Source organism: Novosphingobium profundi (genome assembly GCF_018491765.1).
In the GTDB taxonomy this organism is placed as follows: domain Bacteria; phylum Pseudomonadota; class Alphaproteobacteria; order Sphingomonadales; family Sphingomonadaceae; genus Novosphingobium; species Novosphingobium profundi.
Genome location: NZ_JABWCU010000003.1, coordinates 411147 through 431434, shown reverse-complemented (window position 1 = coordinate 431434; position 20288 = coordinate 411147). Strand labels below are relative to the sequence as shown.

At 63.4% G+C, this 20288-nt stretch carries 17 protein-coding genes and 1 pseudogene; 7 read left to right on the top strand and 11 right to left on the bottom strand.

The genetic code is table 11. The annotated features are described in order from the left end of the window. Window positions 1-20: 20 nt before the first annotated feature. The 5 genes and pseudogenes from HT136_RS04420 to HT136_RS04400 all read right to left on the bottom strand — a co-directional run. A pseudogene (locus tag HT136_RS04420) lies at window positions 21-506 on the bottom strand (quinol:electron acceptor oxidoreductase subunit ActD); the annotation flags it as partial. Further along, on the bottom strand, window positions 503-1873 hold the full coding sequence (gene nrfD, locus HT136_RS04415; protein WP_214198222.1) for an NrfD/PsrC family molybdoenzyme membrane anchor subunit: 1371 nt from the start codon (window positions 1871-1873) through the stop codon (window positions 503-505). The pseudogene HT136_RS04420 and the gene nrfD, both read right to left, overlap by 4 nt. Further along, complete coding sequence (locus HT136_RS04410) at window positions 1873-4620, bottom strand: 4Fe-4S dicluster domain-containing protein (RefSeq protein ID WP_214198220.1); 2748 nt, start codon at window positions 4618-4620, stop codon at window positions 1873-1875. Before HT136_RS04410 ends, nrfD begins: the two co-directional genes overlap by 1 nt. Next, window positions 4608-5270 (bottom strand): cytochrome c3 family protein, encoded by a 663-nt coding sequence (locus HT136_RS04405; protein ID WP_214198219.1) that lies wholly within the window; start codon window positions 5268-5270, stop codon window positions 4608-4610. The genes HT136_RS04410 and HT136_RS04405 overlap by 13 nt, the downstream gene beginning before the upstream one ends. Before the next feature lie 277 nt (window positions 5271-5547). Then, a complete protein-coding gene (locus tag HT136_RS04400) occupies window positions 5548-5946 on the bottom strand; it encodes a CinA family protein (protein ID WP_246543330.1) in 399 nt (132 codons plus the stop codon). Between the two features lie 412 nt (window positions 5947-6358). Here HT136_RS04400 and HT136_RS04395 point away from each other — a divergent pair, with 412 nt between their 5' ends. From HT136_RS04395 to HT136_RS04385, 3 genes are read left to right on the top strand one after another with little or no spacing between them, the layout of a single operon-like run. Further along, window positions 6359-6664, top strand: coding sequence for a DUF3175 domain-containing protein (locus tag HT136_RS04395; RefSeq protein ID WP_214198217.1), 306 nt, complete (start codon window positions 6359-6361; stop codon window positions 6662-6664). Continuing rightward, window positions 6657-6917 (top strand): hypothetical protein, encoded by a 261-nt coding sequence (locus HT136_RS04390; RefSeq protein WP_214198215.1) that lies wholly within the window; start codon window positions 6657-6659, stop codon window positions 6915-6917. Before HT136_RS04395 ends, HT136_RS04390 begins: the two co-directional genes overlap by 8 nt. Window positions 6918-6934: 17 nt before the next feature. Further along, window positions 6935-7120, top strand: coding sequence for a hypothetical protein (locus HT136_RS04385; RefSeq protein ID WP_246543329.1), 186 nt, complete (start codon window positions 6935-6937; stop codon window positions 7118-7120). Between the two features lie 7 nt (window positions 7121-7127). On the opposite strand, the gene HT136_RS04380 is transcribed toward HT136_RS04385, so the two are convergent. From HT136_RS04380 to HT136_RS04355, 6 genes are all read right to left on the bottom strand, one after another. After that, complete coding sequence (locus HT136_RS04380; RefSeq protein ID WP_214198213.1) at window positions 7128-7280, bottom strand: hypothetical protein; 153 nt, start codon at window positions 7278-7280, stop codon at window positions 7128-7130. Window positions 7281-7434: 154 nt separating this feature from the next. Further along, window positions 7435-8697, bottom strand: a complete 1263-nt coding sequence (locus HT136_RS04375) for an NAD(P)/FAD-dependent oxidoreductase (RefSeq protein ID WP_214198211.1) — start codon at window positions 8695-8697, stop codon at window positions 7435-7437. Further along, on the bottom strand, window positions 8694-9299 hold the full coding sequence (locus HT136_RS04370; protein WP_214198209.1) for a flavodoxin family protein: 606 nt from the start codon (window positions 9297-9299) through the stop codon (window positions 8694-8696). Before HT136_RS04370 ends, HT136_RS04375 begins: the two co-directional genes overlap by 4 nt. Window positions 9300-9465: 166 nt before the next feature. Then, entirely contained in the window at window positions 9466-11754 is a 2289-nt protein-coding gene (locus tag HT136_RS04365; protein ID WP_214198408.1) for an FdhF/YdeP family oxidoreductase, read from the bottom strand. Between the two features lie 207 nt (window positions 11755-11961). Continuing rightward, window positions 11962-14199, bottom strand: a complete 2238-nt coding sequence (locus tag HT136_RS04360) for an amylo-alpha-1,6-glucosidase (protein ID WP_246543328.1) — start codon at window positions 14197-14199, stop codon at window positions 11962-11964. Then, complete coding sequence (locus HT136_RS04355; protein ID WP_214198207.1) at window positions 14196-15290, bottom strand: glycosyltransferase family 4 protein; 1095 nt, start codon at window positions 15288-15290, stop codon at window positions 14196-14198. The genes HT136_RS04360 and HT136_RS04355 overlap by 4 nt, the downstream gene beginning before the upstream one ends. A gap of 483 nt (window positions 15291-15773) precedes the next feature. On the opposite strand from HT136_RS04355, the gene HT136_RS04350 reads away from it, so the two are divergent. The 4 genes from HT136_RS04350 to ligD all read left to right on the top strand — a co-directional run bounded on the left by HT136_RS04350 (window position 15774) and on the right by ligD (window position 20271). After that, window positions 15774-16145: a PRC-barrel domain-containing protein gene (locus HT136_RS04350; protein WP_214198205.1), complete on the top strand. Its 372-nt coding sequence runs from the start codon at window positions 15774-15776 to the stop codon at window positions 16143-16145. Window positions 16146-16330: 185 nt separating this feature from the next. Continuing rightward, window positions 16331-17236 (top strand): non-homologous end joining protein Ku, encoded by a 906-nt coding sequence (gene ku, locus HT136_RS04345; protein ID WP_214198202.1) that lies wholly within the window; start codon window positions 16331-16333, stop codon window positions 17234-17236. Between the two features lie 3 nt (window positions 17237-17239). Beyond that, on the top strand, window positions 17240-17752 hold the full coding sequence (locus HT136_RS04340) for an MgtC/SapB family protein (protein ID WP_214198199.1): 513 nt from the start codon (window positions 17240-17242) through the stop codon (window positions 17750-17752). Then, window positions 17749-20271 (top strand): DNA ligase D, encoded by a 2523-nt coding sequence (ligD, locus tag HT136_RS04335; protein WP_214198406.1) that lies wholly within the window; start codon window positions 17749-17751, stop codon window positions 20269-20271. The genes HT136_RS04340 and ligD overlap by 4 nt, the downstream gene beginning before the upstream one ends. Window positions 20272-20288: the final 17 nt, after the last annotated feature.

Genomic DNA, 20288 nt, shown 5'->3' with positions numbered 1-20288 from the left:
TCGACCACCCGCGTATGGAAGGCCCCGGCCTCGGCCAGCAGCGCGACGGCGGCATTGGCGCTGTCTCCGGTGTCGCAAGCGAGCGCGAGCACGAAGCTGTCGCGCGAGGCGCGCTCCACTTCCGCCAGATCGAACGCGCGATGGTGCAGCCGGGTCAGCCCGGCCTTGATGAAGAGCGCGATCACCCCGCCGATCGCTCCTGTCAGCGCGAGGAACTCGGTCGAGGGGATGAGGAAGGTCTGCCAGGTGAACAGTGGGCGGCCGCCGCTATCGAAAGGGTAGGCGTACGTGGAGAACGTGGCGAGTGCGAACATCGCGGCCGCGCCGAGGATCCCGGTGATCGCGACGGCCCAGACGATGGCGCGCGTGTCCCCATGGTCTTCAAAAATCTCGAGCGGGTAAGGCCCCCACTGCCCCAGGATCCGGAAATCGCGAGCCAACGCGCGCGTGCTGGCGCGCACGAAAGGCCCTTCGTCGTCGAACAGGGCAATGGCGAGCCGACTCACGCGTCGTTCTCCCGCTCGCGCGCAAGCAGCTTGCGGGTCTCGTACATCGAGCAGACCGGCAGCACGCGCGCGAAGACGAGGAACAGCCACACGAAAGCGCCGAGCGTGCCGGCAAGAATCGCGAAGTCGACGAAAGTCGCCGAATAGAGGCGGAAGAAGCCCGGATCGTACCCGGTCGAAAGCGTCTCCATGATGATGAGGATGCGCTCGAGCCACATGCCCAGGAGCACTGCGAGGGATACGCCGACGAGCACTCGCACACTCGTGCGCAGGCGCGGCACCCAGAACAACTGGGGCGCCGCGACATTGCATGCGAGCATCGCGATATAGAGCGGCCAGTAGGCCCCGGTGAACTCGAAGCGCACCAGCGCGAGGTCCGCTGCCTCTCCACTCCAGGCCGCGCTGAACCATTCGCTGGCATAGGAGGCGCTCATGATGATCGCGGCGGCGAGCAGAATCTTGGCCATCGCATCGAAGTGCGCGGACGTGATGATCCCCTCGAGCCCCATCGACCAGCGCAGGACAAGCGCGATCAGCACCACCATGGCAAAACCCGAGAAGAGCGCTCCGACGACGAAATAGGGCGGGAACACGCTCTCGATCCAGCCTGGCATCATGCTCGCGGCGAAGTCGAGGCCAACGATCGAGTGGACCGAGCAGACCAGCGGAACCGCGAGTACCGCCAGCGCCTTGTGCAGCCGCTCCTGCGTTCGCCACTGCCTCGCACTTCCCTGCCAGCCCATGGCGAAAAAGCCATAGAAGCGCCGCCAGCCGAGCTTGCCCGACCGGTCGCGCAAGGCCGCTAGATCGGGAATGAGGCCAACGTAGAAGAACAGAACCGAAAACAGCAGGTAGCAAAGGATCGCCCAGAAATCCCAGACGAGCGCACTACGCCATTGCGGCCAGAGGGTCATCGTGCTCGGATAAGGCGCCATCCAGTAGAAGTAGGTCTGCCGCCCCAAGTGCAGGATCGGAAAGATCCCCGCCATCGAGACAGCGAACAGCGTCATCGCCTCGGCAAAGCGGTTGATCGACGCGCGCCAGTCCTGTCGGGTGAGCAACAGCAGCGAGGAGATCAGCGTCCCTGCGTTGCCGATGCCGATCCACCACACGTAGTTGGCGATGGGAAAGCCCCAGACGACCGAGGTGTTGTTGCCCCAGAGCCCCGGCCCCACCGCGATCGACCAGCCGATCGCGGTCGCTCCCACGGCGGCGATGGCGAGGCTGGCGGCAAAGGCGAACCAGTAGTTGCGCCCTGCCTTGCGGTCCATCAGCGGCGCGAGCACGATCTCGGTGACGTCGCCCAAGGTCCTGACCGAGGGGAGCGTCCATTGCCGTCCATGTTCGGGGCGCGTGTGCGGCTTCATCACGCCTCGCCCTTCCCGTGGCGGCGCCCGTCGTTCACCGTACGTGCAAGGTAGGTGGTGCGCGGTCGGGTGCCGAGGTCTTCCAGCAGCGCATAGTGGCGCGGGTCGCGCTTCCTCTTCGAGACCTCGCTGTCCACGTCCGCGATCGAGCCGAAGGTGATCGCGCCGGTGGGGCAGGCTGCCTGACAGGCCGTCGTCACCTTGCCCACCGGTGCATTGTTCGCGTCCGCCTCGTGCTCGGCGGTGGAGATGCGCTGGATGCAGTAGGTGCATTTCTCCATGACGCCGCGCCCGCGCACGGTCACGTTGGGATTACGCTGCGCCGAGACCGACTGGGCCTCGTCATCGCCCCATACTGAGCGCTGCGAATAATCGAAGAAATTGAAGCGGCGGACCCGGTAGGGGCAATTCGCCTCGCACGTGCGCGTGCCGATGCAGCGGTGGTAGACCTGCAGGTTGAGCCCTTCGGAGTTGTGCACGGAGGCTTCGACCGGGCAGACCGGCTCGCAAGGCGCCTTCTCGCACTGCATGCACGGGACGGGCTGGAAACCAGTCGCGCCCTCCTCACTCACCTCGTAGCGGTCGACGCGCAGCCAGTGCATATCGCGCCCCGCCGCAATCTCGTCGGGCCCGATCACCGGCACGTTGTTCTCGGCCTGGCAAGCGACCACGCAGGCATTGCAGCCAATGCACAGGTCCGTGTCGATAGCCATGGCCCATTGCGGCGCGGGCGAATCCTTGGGCGATCCATTGGGCAGCAAGCTCGGCTGCTCGGGCTTGGTCGGCAGCGCCTCGCCCGGCGCCACGATCGGGAAGATCTTGGCAAGCTCGCCGTCGAGCGCGAAGACACTCTGGGTGTCGATCGGCGCCCTGCCCGACCCGGCCCGGGCGACCGCGACTGCCCCGCTGCCCGCGAGCTTCCAGGCGTTCTGCCCGATCCCCTCGGCGACCGCGCCACTTTGCGCGCGGCCGTGACCGGCCAGCATGGTGACGACCCCGCGGCGCTGGCCGGAGGCCGTGCGCACCGGCAATGTCAACGCCTCGCCGCCAGCGCTGACGCGGACATGGTCTCCTTCGCTCACGCCCCAGCCAGCCATGTCCTGGGCATGGCAGCGCAGGCTCGCTCCCCAGACTTCCTTGGTGATCGGATCGGGGCATTCCTGTGCCCAGGCATTGCTGGCGCGCCGTCCGTCCCACAGCGTCGGCGAGGGGCGGACCTGCAGTTCCATTGCCCGCCCCGGCGGTATTTGCGGCAATACGCGCGCGGTCGGCCCGGCCGCCTCGGGGGTAACGGCGGTATCGGGAACCACGCCTGCCGCCACTGCACCTATCCAAGCCGCATCGTCGAGGTCGCGCCAGGTCTCGCGCACGCGGTGCTGGCTGGCCGCATCGGCGGCCGGATCGCCGATCATGGCGATGAGCGCGGAGGCCGAGCGCGTGTCGTACAACGGCCGCACGAGCGGCTGCGCGATCGAGGCCGTGCCATCGGTGGAACGCCAGTCGTTCCACGCCTCGAGCGCATGGCTGAGCGGCAGGCGCCAGTGGGCCTCAGCGCCAGTCTCGCTCGGGAAGGCGTCGGCGGTGACGGCCAGCGCCGCGCGCTGCATGGCGCCGGCGAAATCGAGCGCCGGCGGCGCGTTATAGACAGGGTTGGCGCCGAGCACGACGAGCGTGTCGATACTGCCTGCATGCATCGCCTCGGTAAGCCCCGCCAGACTCTCCTGGTGGGATGCGGAGGATGCGATGGGGGCAATGTAGTCGACCGGCGCCAGGAGCACGCCGTTCAGCCAGGCGGCGAAGGCGTGCATGTCGGCCGGCTGGTCCTGGCCGACGAGCACGAGTGCGCGGCTCGGGACCTCTGCAAGGTCGCGGGCCGCCGAGGCGGCGAATTCGAGCACGGCTTGCGGAAGGGCGGGTGCGCCCGCGCCTTTTCCAAGGGCTGCGGCGATATGGTGGCAGAGCGCGGCCATCTCGCTGCTCGTCACGCTCACCCGGCGGTCGGCCATCGCCCCGGTTGCGGTGAGCGAGGGTTCAGCGCAATAGAGCCGCGGCGGCGGGGAGCGACGGCGGCGCGCGCTCCAGGCGCGGGCAAGGGCGACTTGGTCGGGCCCTGTCCCCAGCGGGTCCGCTCCCAGGGCAACGATGACGTCGGCATCGTCAAGGCGCGGTCTAGCGAGCAGGCGTTTGCCGGTGGCCCGTTCGAGGCCTGCAAGCTGCGCGTCGTCGTTGATCGGCTCCCATTCGACATGATTCATCGCGGGCAAGCGCCGGCGCAGCGCGTCGATTTCGCGCAGGATCGTGGGCGAGGTCACGCGCCCGGTAAGCAAGGCAAGACCGGTGCCGTCGCCCCCTTCGAGGCGCGCGCGGATCGACGCTACGGCCGCACTCCAGCTTCCCGGCCCCGAGGGACCAAGCGGCGCCTGCAGCCGCTGCGGATCGTAGAGGTCGAGCAGCGCCGTCTCGGTGAAAAGGTCTGTCGCGCCGAGGCTCGCGGGATGCGCTTCGAGGCCCTCAAGCTTGATCGGGCGCCCATCGGTGACAAGGCCGGTGACACCGCGGCCATAGCCCGCGAATGGCAGCGCCGTGGCATAGCGGCGAATGCTGCCCGGCAGCATGTTCTCGGGCTGATCGACCCACGGGTAGATGGTCTCGTTAGGAGCCGAGCAACCCGTCACGCTCGCTGCGGCGCCGGTAGCGATCATCCGCAGCAGCGTGCGCCGGTCGAGCGAGGGACTCAGCGATGACATGTCGAGCAATCCGTGAGGTTGCGGCCCTGATGGGCTAGGCGGGCCACCGTCATCCGGGCGAAGTCGCGGTCCCTCGCCGTGCGGCCTTCGTATGGCGCGCTGTCGTAAACACGGGCGGGCGCGACAAGATGATCCTCTGGCGACGTGTGGCAGCCGAGGCACCAGCCCATCGTCAACGGTGCCGCCTGACGGGTCAGCGGCATGGCGCGCACGTCGCCGTGGCAGGCCTCACAAGGCACGCCGTTCTTCACGTGGACGTGGTGATCGAAATAGACGTAGTCGGGCATGCGGTTTACGCGCTTCCAGGCCAGCGGCCTGTTCTCGGCAAGGCTTTTGCGCAGGGGGGCGAGCATCGATGCATTGGTCCATACCTGCGAGTGGCAGGTCATGCAGGTATGGGTTGGCGGCACGACCGCATCCGCCTGGACCTCGACGCCGGTATGGCAATAGCGGCAATCAATGCCGAGCTCGCCTGCATGATGCTTGTGGCTGAAAGGCACCTCCTGTTCCACGAAACGGCCCTCCCCGGTCATGTATTTGCTTCTGGCGAGGACACCGCCGATGATCGCGAGCAGCAGCGGGCCGGCGACGAGGGCCACGAGCGCCAGTCGCGCAAGCGTGTTCGACGTTGGCTGGAATAGCTGGCTCAATTTGCCCTCCCTGCCTTCGCAACCAAGCGCAGCACAAAGCGTTCCCGAAAACTTTCAATGTCGCTGCTCCGCGAAGCTTGTCTGGGTCGATTGGCCCCTCGCGATGCTCTTGTTCGTCGCAACACCCTGAATGTTCGATACCGACGTTATGTGAAACCTTTGATGGGCAATTCCAACTGGACAGATGACGCTTCGCTCTAAAATGCGAATAATATCTAAGAAATTGATTTAATGGACTTAAATTATTTAGTTTCATTGCATCTGAGAATCCTTTTGACTAACGGCACGCGGCCGCCGCCTGGCGGCGGCCGGCATATCGCCGAGCATCGCCACGCGCAGGCAGGCGGTCCGGACTGCGCCCGATGTCGCCGAAATGCTCTACCCCGTGCCGACTCGCGATACCGTGTAGGGCGCAGGCGAAATGGACGAGGCCCGCCTCGTCGCCTGGTCCGGCAGGTCCGGCGAAGCCGGTAATAGCGATCGCGAGGCTCGCGTTTGAGCGCGCAAGTGCGCCCAGCGCCATCGCGCGCGCTACCGCCTCGTTGACCGCGCCGTAATTGCCGATCATGGAATGGCTGACTCCCAGCAAATCACACTTGGGCAGCTTGCTGTAGGCGATGAAACCGCGCTCGAAGGCGTCACTCGCCCCCTCGAGCGCGGTGAGTAGCAAAGCCAACAGACACGCCCGTGCAGCTTTCCGCGAAGGCGATGCTGAGTCCGGCAACCTGCGCTTCGAGCAGGGACGCAGCTGCGCGCGTCACCGCGTCGGACAGGATCGGCTCCAGCGTCTCGGCGACCGAGGCCTAACCTTCTTCCTTCTTCTGATCGCGTGAGAAGAACCCAGCTGCTGGTTTGTCCGTCCCTGCGGTCAGGCCCACCGCCCGCCGGCAAAGGGTGGCTGGCCGCAAATTGGACGATGCGGGCGGGATTTGGGAAGGAATGCTTGACGCCGGGCACCTTTCCGGGGCGGCCGGCGTTTCTTGAGAAAGCACCAGGGCCATACGGCTCTAGGCATGAGTGTTCTCGCGACGCCGCGCGAACTCACCGATGCCGATCTTTGACCCGCACCCGCATCTGGAGACGTGGACATGTCTAAGAAGAAATGGTCGCAGGACGTGACCGAACATAGTGACGCACTTGATCTCGACGAGGGCGTATTCAAGCAAGACGATCCGGCGAAGATCGCGCAGTCGCTCAAGCGCTCGGCCGAGCACAGCAAGCGACGCAAGGGCACGCCACTTCAGTCGGCGATGGGCATGCTCACTTTCTATATCAATCGCGCCGGCGACAATCTCGGCAAGCGTCAGCGCAAGGTGCTTGAGGAAGCCAAGGACGAGCTGCGCAAGGCGTTCGGCAAGGAGCCGCATGCGGATAAGGAGTCGGCCCATGGATAAGGCCCGGCGCAAGAGCGAACTCCCGACGCAACAATCCCGCAATCCCAACATCTCGACCGAGAAGCGGCCCGGAGGCGCGGCGCGCCGGTCGAGGGGCACGCTCGACCGCGAGGCCAGACGCGATCCGCTGAGCGGCGGCTGTGCTCCTGATTACCATGATCCGGATGCTATGACCCGCAAGGGCGAGGAAGACGATACGCGCGCCGGGCGCGACGGCGCTGGACGCAGCAACGCGCGAGACGGCCGCTACTGAACCGAAGGAAGGATCCGATGATGACCGAAGAAACCAAAGGAAAGAGCGAGCAAGAGGCCACCCCGCACGGCCCGCTTGGCGATGCACGGCCCGATGCCGGCGGCGATGCCAGCCCAACGCCGGGTGGACAGAAACCCGAGAAGGTCGAGGACCGTCCGAACGTCGGCACGGTCAAACCCGAGGATTATCCCTCGCAGCAATGAACGCTGCTCACAAAGGAGATTGATCATTGTCGATCTCGCAGCCGTTGGTGCCGCACATAGACATTAGCGGCACCGCCGACACCCATTTGGGAACGTCGACCACATCGACCGGATGAAGATGACGCGCGCCGACTGCGGCTCGCATGCCGATCATCACCATTTTCTCTCCGGCGGACTGGTCGCCCCCTTCGAAGAAAACTCCATCCGCCGGTCGTCGGACGCTGCATCAACGGCTTTGCTCGAGGAAGAAGAAATCGGCAAGGCGCTGGCCGATCGCAACGGCTACGCGGACACGGTCTCGAGCCGTTCGTCCGTCATCCGAACCGATAGGGACAGAAGCAGTTTCGGTCGGGGTCCTCCCGCCCGCCCAGCTCATGTTCCAAGATATCCGCTGCCAGGCTTGCGAACGCGATACCATTCCCGCCGAAGGCAGCAGCCAGCCAGACGTGTGGCATGGCTGCTGCCTGCCCGATCGCGGGTAGCCCGTCGGGCGAGGATCCGAAGGTCGCCGCCCATTGCCGTTCGATGGTGATGGGTCCGCTCCCCAGCAAGGCTTGCAGCTTGGCGGCGATTTTGCCTGCCTTCGCACCGATGAGGGCGTTCCGGCCGTGGCCCTCGGCGTGATCGATATCTTCGCCGCCTGCGATGATCCGGCCAAGCCGGTCGGTCCGCATATACATATAGGGATCAGCGGCCTCCCAGAGCATTGCGCCCTCGCGCCAGAGTGGGGCGGTGCCAGGTAAGGTTGCGATGGCGAATGTGGAATGGAGGCGAAAGGCGGGCGGCAGGAAAAAAGTTGCGCGTTCATATCCCGTCGCCAAAATGACATCGCGTGCATGGCAGCGCCGACCGTCGGCCGCCTCGATCAGGATACCGTCCTGGGCGGGATGGAGTGCCACGACATCAACGGGCCAGGTCAGGCTTGCGCCCGCCGCTCTGGCGCGACCCAGCATGGCGAGACACGTGCGGACCGGATCGATATCAAATCCGCCCTGCGAGACGATCGCTGCCCGGGGCGCGATGCCGAAGCGCCGCGCGACGGCCTGCGCTTCGAGGAGATCGGAGGGAAGGCCATGACGCCGGTGCATCCGCGCTTCCTCGGACAAGCCGGATTCGTTGAGGACATCGCCCGCCAGATACAGGGTCGGGCATTCATGCCGCCCATTCTCGATGCCCAGTTCGTCGACGCGTTCGCCAAGCCTCCGCACGGCTTCATGGACGCGCCGCCATCGCCGGGCCGCCTCGGTCTCACCGATGGTCTGGGAGAGATGGCTCATAGGCACATCCATCGCCCACATGATCTGCGCGGTCGAAGCGGCGGTGCTGCCGCAGCCGGGCGGGCGCCGGTCGAACATCGCGATCCGGCGACCTGCGCCGCTGAGTCGGTCGGCGATGATGGCCCCGACGATCCCGCATCCCAGGATCGCGACATCTACCTGCTCGGACGGAAAAGCGTCGCTGGCCGGCAATTTCCAATCAGCCTCGCGCCATGGCACGTTTCCGGTCCGCAAGTCATGCGTTTCGGTGAGGCCCAGCGAGGCGTGCCGTTCCAGGCGCCGAACCGCATCAGGCTTCATTGGGGATAATTGTGGCCGGCGAGCAGCCCGGCCAGATGCGCAGCGTTGGCCGCCATCATCTTGGCCATCTTGCTCACCATTTCGGGTGTCGCATCAAGGTCCTTGAAATCAGTCGATCCCATGGCCTCGCCCACCCAGTAGCAAGCGCCGTTCGCGGGTATTGTCCAACCCACATCGTTGAGCGCCTGGAAGATCTGGGCGCATGAGAAATGCGCCCCGTCCTCATTGCCAACGATCGCGGCAACCGCAACCTTGCCATAGCTCGGCATCCGGCCATTGTCGTCCACCTCGGAAAGGAAGGCGTCCATGCGCTCGAGCACGCGCTTGGCTATGCTGCCGATCTGCCCCATCCAGATCGGACCGCCCAGGATGAGAATGTCATGGGCGAGCATCTTAGTGCGCAGGGCCGGCCAATTGTCGCCCTCTCCCTCATCGGACGTGACGCCAGGCTTGATATTCAACGCCGCAACGCGGACGGCCTCGCTCACCGCGACGTCCTTGGCGCGGAAGGCCTCCGACACCACCGCCAGCATCGCATCGGTTGAGGAGCTTTCCAAAGGGTTTGCCTTGAGCGTGCAGTTAAGAGGAAGTGCCTTGATCATCGCATGCCTTTCCCGATGCCGATCGAATTTAGGTGTGGCCAGACCAGATTCATGATTCACATCCTCTGCGTGCGCGCTTGCTCACGGCGATGACGAGCGCATACGCCGCCAATTGCCAGCGAAAGTATCACGATCAGGGGCAGGCCAGATGGAAATTCCGGGCGGATCATGGCCTGATCCGTACCGGTACCGATTTATAGGCCGGGGTCTTCGATAGGCAGTCGTGGTGGTCGAGCGGCACAAGCGGGTTGGCTTCGGGATAGTAGGCGCCGACACAGCCCGGAGGAAGATCGAACGGGGTAACTGTCAGCCCGGCGACTTCGCGGTGAACGCCGTCTTCGGCGTCAGTTTCGAGCGCGACGACCTGACCTTCCGCAAGGTTCGCCTTCGCCATCTCGTCCAGGCTGATCAGCAGCACGTCGCGGCGCCCCTCAATCCCGCGCATTCGGTCCGAAAAGCCGTAGATGGTGGTGTTGAACTGATCATTGGAACGCAGCGTGATGAGCCGATAGCGGCCCGGCTTGTCGGCGAAGCCGCACGCATTCAGCCCGTCCGGCACGGTGATCTCTACCTTGCCGCTCTCGGTCTTCCAGATCCGCTCACGCGCGGGATTGCCCTTGTAGAAGCCGCCCGGCGTCAACATCCGCTCGTTGAACTTCTCGAACTTGTCAGGATAGGTCGCCTCGATCAGGTCGCGGACCTTGGCATAGTCCCCCCTCCATTCGTCCCATTTGACCTTGGGGTTGGTCGGCAGCGTCGCCTTGGCAATTCCGGCTATGATCGCGAGTTCGGACATGAGATGCTCGCTCGCGGGCTTGCGATGCCCGCGGGAGCCATGGATCATCGACAGGCTGTCTTCCATGGTCACGGTCTGCGCGCCGCTTGCCTGCATGTCCTTTTCACTGCGGCCGAGGCAAGGGAGCAACCAGGCGGCCTTGCCATTGATGAGATGGCTGCGATTGAGCTTGGTCGCGATCTGGACCGTCGCCCACATTTTCCGCCAGGCTTCTTCCATCTTACCGCGCTCCGGGATCGCACGGACGAAATTGCCACCCAAGCCGATGAAGGCGTGGACGCTGCCGTCGAGAATACCCTTGCACGCCTCCACCGTCGCCATGCCCTTCTCGGGGGGCGGATCGAAGCCAAACAGGTCCTTGAGCTTGTCGTACGGCACGAGTTCCGGTTTCTCGGAGATGCCGACGGTGCGCTGGCCCTGAACGTTCGAATGACCGCGCACCGGCGAGATGCCAGCGCCCTCGCGCCCGAGATTGCCGCGCAGCGCTAGGAAGTTCACGAACATGCCAATGGTCTGCGAACCATGGACGTGCTGGGTGACGCCCATGCCGTAGATGCCGATCACCTTGTGCGCATCGCAATAGATGTCGGCCGCCTTCTCCAGATCGGCGCGCGCAATACCGCTCTCGCGCTCGATTTCGTCCCACCCCGTCGCGTCGATCCGTTCGACGAAATCGTCGAAACCGTGGCAATGTTGGCCGATGAAGTCGAGATCGAGCAAATGGCGATGGGCCTCGGCCAAGTGGCTGCGCTCGCGCGCCATCACATGTTTGCACAGTCCCATCATGGCGGCGATGTCGCCGCTCGGGCGAACCTGCAGGAACAGCTCGGAGATGCGCGTCTCCTTGCCTGCCAGCATCGCCGCCGGCTCCTGCGGATTGGCGAAGGCAATCAGGCCTTTCTCCCGCACGGGATTAAAAGTGACGATGCGGCAGCCCCGACGCACAGCGTCTTGCAGCGGATGGAGGAAGCGCGGGCTGTTCTGTCCCGTGTTCTGGCCGAAAAAGAAGATCGCGTCGCACTTATCGAAATCGTCGAGTACGCACGTGCCGACCGGCGATCCGGTGACCTTCTTCAGCCCCACCGAAGTCGTCTCGTGGCACATGTTCGAACTGTCGGGCAGGTTGTTGTGGCCGTACAGCCGCGCGAATAGCGCGTAAAGATAGCTGGTCTCCAGGCTGGCTCGGCCTGAGGCGTAGAAGATCACCGACTTAGGATCGATGGCCTTGAGTTCGGTGGCGATCCCCTCGAACGCCTCATCCCAGCTCACTTCGAGATATTTGTCAGTCGCAGGATCGTAGCGCATCGGATGAGTCAGCCGGCCCGACTGCTCCAAATCATAGTCGCTCCAATCCTGAAGCTCGGTGACGCTATGCTCCGCAAAGAAATCGGGTCCACAGCGGCGGCTGGTGAGCTCCCACAAGGTCGCCTTGGCGCCATTCTCGCAGAACTCGAAGGCGTGGGGATGCTTGGGCTTGGTCCAGGCGCAGGACACGCACATGAAGCCGCCAGGCTTGTTTTGCCGCGCCAGCGTCTCAAGCGTGGCGGGGGTGGCCCATTCCTTGCCGTAGATGCGGCTGATGCCTTTCAGCGATCCCCAGCCGCCTGCCGGCCCTTCATAGTGAACGGTGTTTTCGTCCTGCCTCGTGGGATCGCTCATCGGTCGCCTCCTTGTCATTTGGGGAACGGGAGCCGGGGCCTGAACGTTCCACCCGACCCCGGGGAAATTGAGATGATCCACGCCTCGCGTCAGATAATCGACCGCAGCGAAGACCGTCAGCAGCCATCCCAATCCGCGACGGCAACCGGGCGGTCACATCATCAAAGCCCGCCTCTGGGCATAGCTCATCTCCTGCCTGTGGCCGGGTCAACTGAAGGTGTTGACTGTAATTCCACCGCTTCGCCGTTTAACAAAGACGCTGGTGGCGTGGCCGACCTGCTGGATGTCGAGATCGACGGTGCCCGCGCCGCAGCCGATCCGCTCTATAGTCAGAGCAGACAGACAGTCGGGCAGTTGTGGGCCATTGAAGATGATCGTGCTGCGATGGTCGATGTCCATTCCGAGTACGGCCTGGACCAGGAACAGCGGAGATGCGCTTGACCATGCCTGCGGGGCACAGGCCACCGGATAGAGGATAGGAGCTCGCCCCCGCTTGCGCACAAATCCGCAGAACAATTCCGGCAACCGGTTCTGATCGAAATAGGCGGTGGCTGCTGAGAGGGCGGAAAGAACACGTCCCGCATCCGCGTGTCTGCCATAGCGCGCGAAGCCAGCGGCGATCAGGGCATTGTCATGCGGCCAGATCGAGCCATTATGATAGCTCATCGGGTTATAGCGCTTCTCGCTGCGCGACAGGGTGCGGATGCCCCATCCGGAAAAGCAGTCCGGCGCCATCAGCCGCTGGGCGACGGCATCGGCATGATCCGGGGTCGCAATCCCCATCAGCAGGGCATGGCCGGCATTGGAAGCGACCACGCGGCATGGCGTTTTCTCGCCATCGAGCGCCAATATGTAGCAGCCAAGCTCCGGATCGAAAAAGGTCTCGGCGAACCGGCGCTTCATGTCCCGCGCCTTGTCTTTCCAGTGGGAGGCGCCGGCATCATCGCCGCGAGAGGCACAAATCGCCGCCGCTGCCCGCCACGCGGCATAAGCATAGGCCTGCATCTCGACGATCGCGATCGGTCCCTCGGCAAGCCTGCCGTCCGCATGGGAAATGGCGTCGAAACTGTCCTTCCAGCCCTGATTGCGAAGGCCGTCCCCGCTGCGCGCGCCATATTCGAGAAAGCCGTCGCCGTCCCGATCGGCATAGTCGTCGAGCCAGCCAAGCGCCGCCTGCAGATGCGGCCACAGCCGGTCGATAGCCGCCATGTCGCCGGTGCGGCGCAGATATTCGCCTGCAAGGTGGATGAACAGCGGCGTTGAATCGACGCTGCCGTAATAGAGGCCGAACGGCACCTCGCGCAGATTGGCCATTTCGCCTTGACGCGTCTCGTGCAGAATCTTGCCCGGCTCCGCATCCGCCAGCGGATCATCCTCGGTGGCCTGCAATTCGGCCAGTCGCAGCAGCGTCCCGCGCGCAAAGGCAGGATCGAACCAGAGCAGTTCGAGCGCCGTTATCAGCGAATCCCGGCCAAACAAGGTGCAGTACCAGGGGATGCCGGCATAGGCGCACAGCCCATCCGCCGTGGTGCTGGTCAGCGTTGCAAGATCCGAGACGGCGCGTGACACCATGGCATCGAAACCGGCATTGGTAGAGGCGATGCGCGGGCGCTGCTGGTTGCGAGAGCGGCGACGCTGGCGCAGCGCCCGGTAACATTGCAGGAATGCCTGATCGGCCGGCAGTTCATGCTCGTCCTCGAAGCTGATCGCACAGAACAGAACGCGGCGCTCGCCCGGAGCAAGGTCGAGATGGAATTCCGCCCTATGCTCCTGAAGCATCGCCGGGTGCGGCGAAAAGGCAATGATCGTCTTGCGCTCGACGTCGTCAAGGCCGCGATAACGATGGACGATCTTGCCGTCGGGGAAATGGGGAGCGAGCTTGTCCCCTCGCCGCGAGCGATGGGTACCGCGCACCTCGAACATGTCCTTGAAGTCGCTGCCCATGGTGATTTCGATCCGAACATGGTGCGCCTCTTCATCGAAGTTGCGGATCGCGATCCGCTCGTGCATCCGGTTCTCGAACAGGAATTTGGTGCGATTTATGTGTATCGCATCGTTCGTGATCAGAGTCTTGTCCCGCCCTACGATGTCCGGATTGGTAAGATCGACGATGAGCGCATCGACCCGGTCGTCCATGGAGGAGCCGAGCAGCATCGGATATTCGCCGCACAGTGTAAGGCGCCAATAGGAAAGGTGCCGGGTGTCGCGATAATAGACGCCCTCAGGTCCATGCATGGCGCCAAGCGCGTCGCCATGCGTGTCGAACAGCGCAAAGGCGTCCCCACTGCGCAAGGCACGCGGCTGCCGCTCCTGAATGGAGGCGGATGGCGGCACGAAGAATTGCGCGTCGGCTACCTTTGCTTCATCTCGCTGGACCTGCGCCTCAATCTTTGCCGAGGCCGCCGTCTCTGCCTGGGTTTGCCGCTCCGGCATCGGCCCGGTCAAGCAGCATCCAGCAGCGGGACTGCCGGTACTGCCATACGCTCAAGGGGGGGGCCTGGCAGGAAACTGCCTTTGATCAGCTGCTCGTAGAGCCGCACATAATCATTGGCCATGCGGGTAACGGTAAACCGCTCTTCGAACCGGGCACGCACGACCGCACGATCGAGGCGCAATACCTCGTAGATGGCGTGGACCGCTTCCTCGGTAGTGGTGACGACACGGCCCGTGACACCATCGTCCATCACTTCCGGCACCGAACCGTTGCGCCAGGCAATAACGGGTGTGCCGCAGGCCATGGCCTCGATCATGACGAGTCCAAAGGGCTCCGGCCAGTCGATCGGGAACAGCAAGGCCGCGGCGTTGCCGACCAACTGGGCCTTACCCGCCTCATCAACTTCACCGATATACTCGATATTGGGATGGGCCTTGACCATGGGTTCGATTGTCCCGTGCCAATAGTCCAGATCGACGCGATCGATCTTGGCGGCGATTTTGAGCGGCAGACCGCTGCGCACGGCGATTTCAATCGCACGATCGGGGCGCTTTTCGGGTGAGATACGCCCCAAAAACACCAGATAGTCACCGCCATGAGGATTGAAGGGCAGAAGCTGCGGCGGCAAACCATGATAGACCGTATCGACCCAGTTGACAGGCGGTAGCGGACGGCGCTGATCATTGGAAATTGAAATCAGCGGCACGTCACGAAACACTTCGTAAAAGGGAAAGAGATCCGGCATGTCGAGGCGACCATGCAGGGTCGTGAGCGTTGGGCAGGACCAGGTGCGAATGGCCGGGCAATGAAACATGTCGATATGAAAATGGACGATATCGAAATCTTTGAGGCGCTGGCGGACCTTCTCCACCATCGCGACATGGTAAGGCGTAAAATCTCGTACGTCGCTCGAGAGACGCAGGGCGCGCGGAACGCAAGAAACAAGCCGTGCCGATGTGACGGAATCGCCTGACGCAAACAGGGTGACATCGTGCCCCTGTTTCACGAGTTCTTCGGTCAGGAAATGGGCGACCCGTTCGGTTCCCCCATAGAGTTTGGGGGGGCAGCTTTCCGCTAGAGGCGCGACCTGTGCAATACGCATGATGTTCCTTTCGAAGCTCCGTACTTCCGCTCAACATGACGCGTAACTCCGGGTGAGGATTAAAGGCGCGACGCTAAGTAATAGTTCCCCTCACCAGGCCGTCTGGTTTGTTCCAATCCGCACCATTTCAAAATACAACTAATTGAAACGTCTAATTTTTAAACCACATAACCGTGTCATCGCCAATCAGGCTGATTAACATTGATCATAATGATTTTGGCCGGACAGGTTCCTTGCTTCCGGCCATTAGCGCCACGCGATTGCAACTCCGCCTGTAAGAGCGCGCGCTGCGAAGAACGATTTCCTTCACGCACCGCGGTCAGGCCCCGGAATGCTATCCGAGCATCGGCCTGACACAAGGCAGGACCGGTTTGTCGCAAGCAAGGGAATGGGCAACGAATTGCGGAACGATCGGTGGCCGTGTCCCGTTTCTTCAAGACAAGTCGCAGCGCAACGCTGCATCGTCATTTTGAGGAGAAGATCATGGGTGATACACTGGAACGCAACGAGACACGCAGCCTCATCGCTTCCGATAAGGTGGAAGGCACGACCGTCTACAACCAGCAGGGTGAACGCCTCGGCAGCGTCCGCAGCTTCATGGTCGACAAGCGATCAGGCAAAGCCGATTATGCCGTGCTGGAGTTTGGCGGGCTTTTTGGCCTTGGCAGCGATCACTATCCGCTTCCCTGGGATATGCTCTCGTATGACACGGAAAAGGGCGGCTATGTGGTGAATATCAGCAAGGAGCAGATCGAAAACGCTCCCCATTTTCGCGAGGCCGACGCCCCCGAATATACCGACGATTACGGGCGGACTGTCTATGGCTATTACGGGATCAGCTATCCCGCATTTTGACATGTCCAAGGCACCGCCGAGGGGAGCCGGTCCGCCCGGCTCCCTTTCAATTGCCGCCCAAGGTCGTCGTTTCCCGCGATGCCGCTCCCAGAACACACCCCCTTCTGCGCTCGACTGCCTGACCTGGCCATTCCGGGAACAAAAGTGGCCTGATTCGGCTTGTGATGGCGAGAAAGGACTCGCCGATGCCCGCCCGAGCATACTGGAAAGGCCAGATCCGTCTGGCGCTCGTTTCGATCCCGATAGAGGTCTATCCCGCCACCCGTTCGGGCGCCGCGATCGCCTTCCATCAGATCCATGAACCCAGCGGCAAGCGCATCCGCTATGAAAAGGTCGCACCCGGCGTCGGACCAGTGGACCGGGAGGAGATCATCAAGGGATACGAGGTTTCCAAAGGCAGCTATGTCCTGCTCGATGAGCAAGAGATCGAGGCGGTCAGGATCGAGAGCCGCAAGACGCTCGAGCTCGTCCAGTTCGTCGATGCCGACGAGATCGACGTGCTCTATTACGAAAAGCCCTATTTCATCGTCCCGGCCGATGATCTGGCCGAAGAAGCCTATACCGTGCTGCGCGAGGCGTTGCGCCAGACCCGCAAGGTCGGTCTCGGCCAGCTTGCCGTTCGCGGGCGCGAGCAGCTCGTCTCGATCAAGCCTTGCGGGCGCGGACTGGTGATGGAAGTGCTGCGCTACGCCGACGAAGTTCACAAGGCGCAGGGCTATTTCCGCGACATCGAGGACACCAAGCCCGATGCCGATCTTCTCGATCTGGCGGCGAGCCTGATCGAAAAGAAGACCGCTCCCTTCAAGCCCGCCGAATTCCACGACCGCTATGTCGATGCGCTTCACCGCCTGATCGACAAGAAAGCGAAGTCGAAGACCAACAAACGCATTCTCGAGGATGTGGAGGAGCCCGCAGCGTCCAATGGCAACGTCATCGACCTGATGGCCGCGCTCAAGAAATCCGTTGGCGGCGATGCTGCCCCCAAGCGGGGGGGGCAAAAGACCAGTTCTCCGAGGGAAAGCACCGCGAAGAAAGGCGCTGCGAAGAAAGAGACTTCGTCCTCCGCCGCTCGTGCGCGCAAGCGGGCCTGATCGATGGAGTTGAACAGCTCCGTTCCGCTCCATGGCATCGATTGGCAACTGCTGCTGCGCCTCGGTACAGCGGCCGTGCTCGGCACGCTGCTTGGCCTCGATCGGGAAATGCGCGGCTATGCGGCAGGCCTACGAACCCATGGGCTTATATGCGTGTCGGCAGCCGCCATGACTGTCTCGGTCATCGCACTGTACCTGCAGTTCGATCAGGGTCAGGGATCGCGGATGGACCCGTTGCGCATTTTCGAGGCTACGGGCGCTTTCGTCGGCATTCTTGGCGGCGCGCTGGTGGTCTTCGCCAGGGGCAAGCTGCACAATCTGACCACCGCCGCTCACCTGTGGCTGACGGCCGTGATCGGGATCGCCTGCGGTGCTGGCCAGTGGCCGCTGGTTACGATCTGCGCGCTTGTCAGTGTGGTAATGCTCACGGTTCTCCATTTCCTGGAAGGCGACTGGAGCCGGGATCGGCGAATCGAGGAGCCAGGGCAAAGCCGGAAGGATGCGAACAGACCGTGAGCAAAACGAACCCCGCTGCCGATCTGCTTTCGGAATACAACCGCAAGCGCGACTTCGCGAAAACGGCGGAGCCGGCCGGAAAACGCGGTCGCGGCGGCGGGAACAGCTTCGTCGTCCAGAAGCATGCCGCAAGGCGGCTGCACTGGGATTTTCGGCTCGAGATCGACGGCGTGCTCAAATCTTGGGCAGTTACCAAGGGACCGAGCGCCGATCCCGACGACAAACGACTGGCTGTACGCACGGAGGATCACCCCCTTTCCTATGGCGAATTCGAAGGTGGTATTCCCAAGGGCGAATATGGTGGCGGCACCGTGATGCTGTGGGACCGCGGCACATGGGCACCTGTCGCAGGCAAGAGCGCCAGCGACCTCGACGAAGGGCATCTCCACTTCACTCTCGACGGCGAGCGTATGAAAGGCGAATGGCTGCTCGTGCGCATGAAGCCTAGGCCCGGCGAAAAGCGGGAGAACTGGCTGCTGCGCAAGGTCAGTGACGCCTATTCCCAATCAGGCGATGCCTTGACCGATCAGGGGCTGACCAGTGTCCTTACCGGCCGGACGATGGCTGAGATCGAGACCGATAAGGAAGGCGTCGTTTCGCTGGAGGGGAGGAAAGACAGCGAGTTCGCGAAAGTCATGGCGACGTCGGCCGCGCGCAACGCGAAGAAGACGCCGCCGAGCAAGACCGCAAGGCGACGGCCGCAACCACCCGGCTTCCGGCCAGTCCAGCTCGCCACGCTGGTCGATAGCGTGCCCGCCGGGAACCAGTGGATGTACGAGATCAAGTTCGACGGCTACCGGGCGCTGATCGCGGCGGCGGGCGATCGGGTCGTCGTTTATACCCGGAGCGGCCTGGACTGGACCGACAAGTTCGCCCCGCTCGCCAGCCACATCGCCGCGCTCGATCTGCCGCCTTGCCTGATCGATGGCGAAATCGTCGCGCGGGGGCCGAACGGCAATCCCGACTTCTCGCGCCTTCAGTCCGTGCTCAAACGCGGCAATGGCAGCCAGACGAGCGGTGATGCGCTTGAATTCCACGCTTTCGACCTCCTCGCGCTGGACGGAGAGGACATGGCCAGCCTGCCCAGCATCGAACGCAAGGAGCGGCTCGAAGCGCTGATGGCGGAATCCGAGCCGCCGGTTTTCGTCGCGGATCATCTGATCGGGACGGGCGAGAAGCTCTATGAAGCGATGTGTGCGGCGGGACAGGAAGGGATTATCGCCAAGCGCGTCGATGCGCCCTATCGCGGGCGCCGCACGAAGAGCTGGGTCAAGGTGAAGTGTACGCGCCGCCAGGAATTCGTGATCGTCGGCTGGTCGAAATCGAGCGCCAAGGGGCGCCCCTTCTCCTCGCTGCTGCTGGGTCAGTACGAGGGCAAGACACTCGTCTATCGCGGCAAGGTCGGAACCGGCTTCGATACCGACAGCCTTGCGGACATCGCTTCCCGACTGGAGGCCCTTTCGCGCAAGACACCGCCGCTCGAGGTCGACCGCGCCGATGCGCGCGGCGCAAGCTGGGTTACGCCCAAGCTGGTGGCCGAGGTGGCCTTTACCGAATTCACAAGCGAAGGCCGCGTCCGCCACGGCAGTTTTCTGGGCCTCAGGGGCGACAAGAAGGCCGCAGCCGTGACAGCCGAAAAACCCCAGCCGGTGCCAAAGCCGGAAACCACCGTGAAGATCAGCAACCGTGACCGCGTGATCTTCCCCGGTAGCGGAGAGACCAAGGGAGACCTCGCCGACTACTACACCGCCGTGGCTCCGCTGATGCTGCCCTTTGCCGCGAACCGGCCGATCAGCCTGGTCCGCTGCCCGCAGGGCCGCGCCAGGAAGTGCTTCTTCCAGAAACACGATAGCGGCACGTTCGGCGAGCATGTCCGTCATGTGCCCATCAGGGAGAAAGACGGCGGCTCGGAAGATTACATCTACCTCCGCGATGTCGATGGGCTGTTGAGCTGCGTCCAGATGGGCACGATCGAATTTCACGGCTGGGGAGCGAAAGCCGACGCGGTGGAACAGCCCGACCGCTTGATCTTCGATCTCGACCCCGACGAGGGGCTCGATTTTGCAGAATGCATAACCGCGGCGAAAGACATTCGGGCGCGGCTTGCGGATCTTGGCCTCGTGACCTTCGCGATGCTGTCAGGCGGCAAGGGCGTCCACGTCGTGGTGCCGCTCAAGCGAGGGCACGACTGGAAAACTCATAAGGACTTTGCCCGCCGCTTTGCCGAAGCCATGAGCCTGGCCGAGCCTGATCGCTACGTCGCGACGATGAGCAAGGCAAAACGCAAGGGCCGCATCTTCATCGACTGGCTGCGCAACCAGCGCGGGTCCACCGCCGTGCTTCCCTATTCCGCCCGCGCAAGGGACAATGCCCCTGTCGCCGTGCCGATCGGCTGGGAGGAACTTGAGAGGATGAAGGATGCCCACCCCTTCACCATCCGCGACGCCGCCACGCTCGTCGAGAGGGCAAGCACCCTGAAAGGTTGGGGGTTCGCCGACCAGAGCCTGCCGGTCGTCTGATGAGGTGATCGGGCCCC

Bases quoted from the DNA above. Each gene is read 5' to 3' on its own strand.
- nrfD (WP_214198222.1), bottom strand. From the start codon at position 1,873: ATGAAGCCGCACACGCGCCCCGAACATGGACGGCAATGGACGCTCCCC.
- HT136_RS04410 (WP_214198220.1), bottom strand. From the start codon at position 4,620: ATGTCATCGCTGAGTCCCTCGCTCGACCGGCGCACGCTGCTGCGGATG.
- HT136_RS04395 (WP_214198217.1), top strand. From the start codon at position 6,359: ATGTCTAAGAAGAAATGGTCGCAGGACGTGACCGAACATAGTGACGCA.
- HT136_RS04390 (WP_214198215.1), top strand. From the start codon at position 6,657: ATGGATAAGGCCCGGCGCAAGAGCGAACTCCCGACGCAACAATCCCGC.
- HT136_RS04385 (WP_246543329.1), top strand. From the start codon at position 6,935: ATGATGACCGAAGAAACCAAAGGAAAGAGCGAGCAAGAGGCCACCCCG.
- HT136_RS04380 (WP_214198213.1), bottom strand. From the start codon at position 7,280: ATGGTGATGATCGGCATGCGAGCCGCAGTCGGCGCGCGTCATCTTCAT.
- HT136_RS04375 (WP_214198211.1), bottom strand. From the start codon at position 8,697: ATGAAGCCTGATGCGGTTCGGCGCCTGGAACGGCACGCCTCGCTGGGC.
- HT136_RS04370 (WP_214198209.1), bottom strand. From the start codon at position 9,299: ATGATCAAGGCACTTCCTCTTAACTGCACGCTCAAGGCAAACCCTTTG.
- HT136_RS04365 (WP_214198408.1), bottom strand. From the start codon at position 11,754: ATGAGCGATCCCACGAGGCAGGACGAAAACACCGTTCACTATGAAGGG.
- HT136_RS04355 (WP_214198207.1), bottom strand. From the start codon at position 15,290: ATGCGTATTGCACAGGTCGCGCCTCTAGCGGAAAGCTGCCCCCCCAAA.
- HT136_RS04350 (WP_214198205.1), top strand. From the start codon at position 15,774: ATGGGTGATACACTGGAACGCAACGAGACACGCAGCCTCATCGCTTCC.
- ku (WP_214198202.1), top strand. From the start codon at position 16,331: ATGCCCGCCCGAGCATACTGGAAAGGCCAGATCCGTCTGGCGCTCGTT.
- HT136_RS04340 (WP_214198199.1), top strand. From the start codon at position 17,240: ATGGAGTTGAACAGCTCCGTTCCGCTCCATGGCATCGATTGGCAACTG.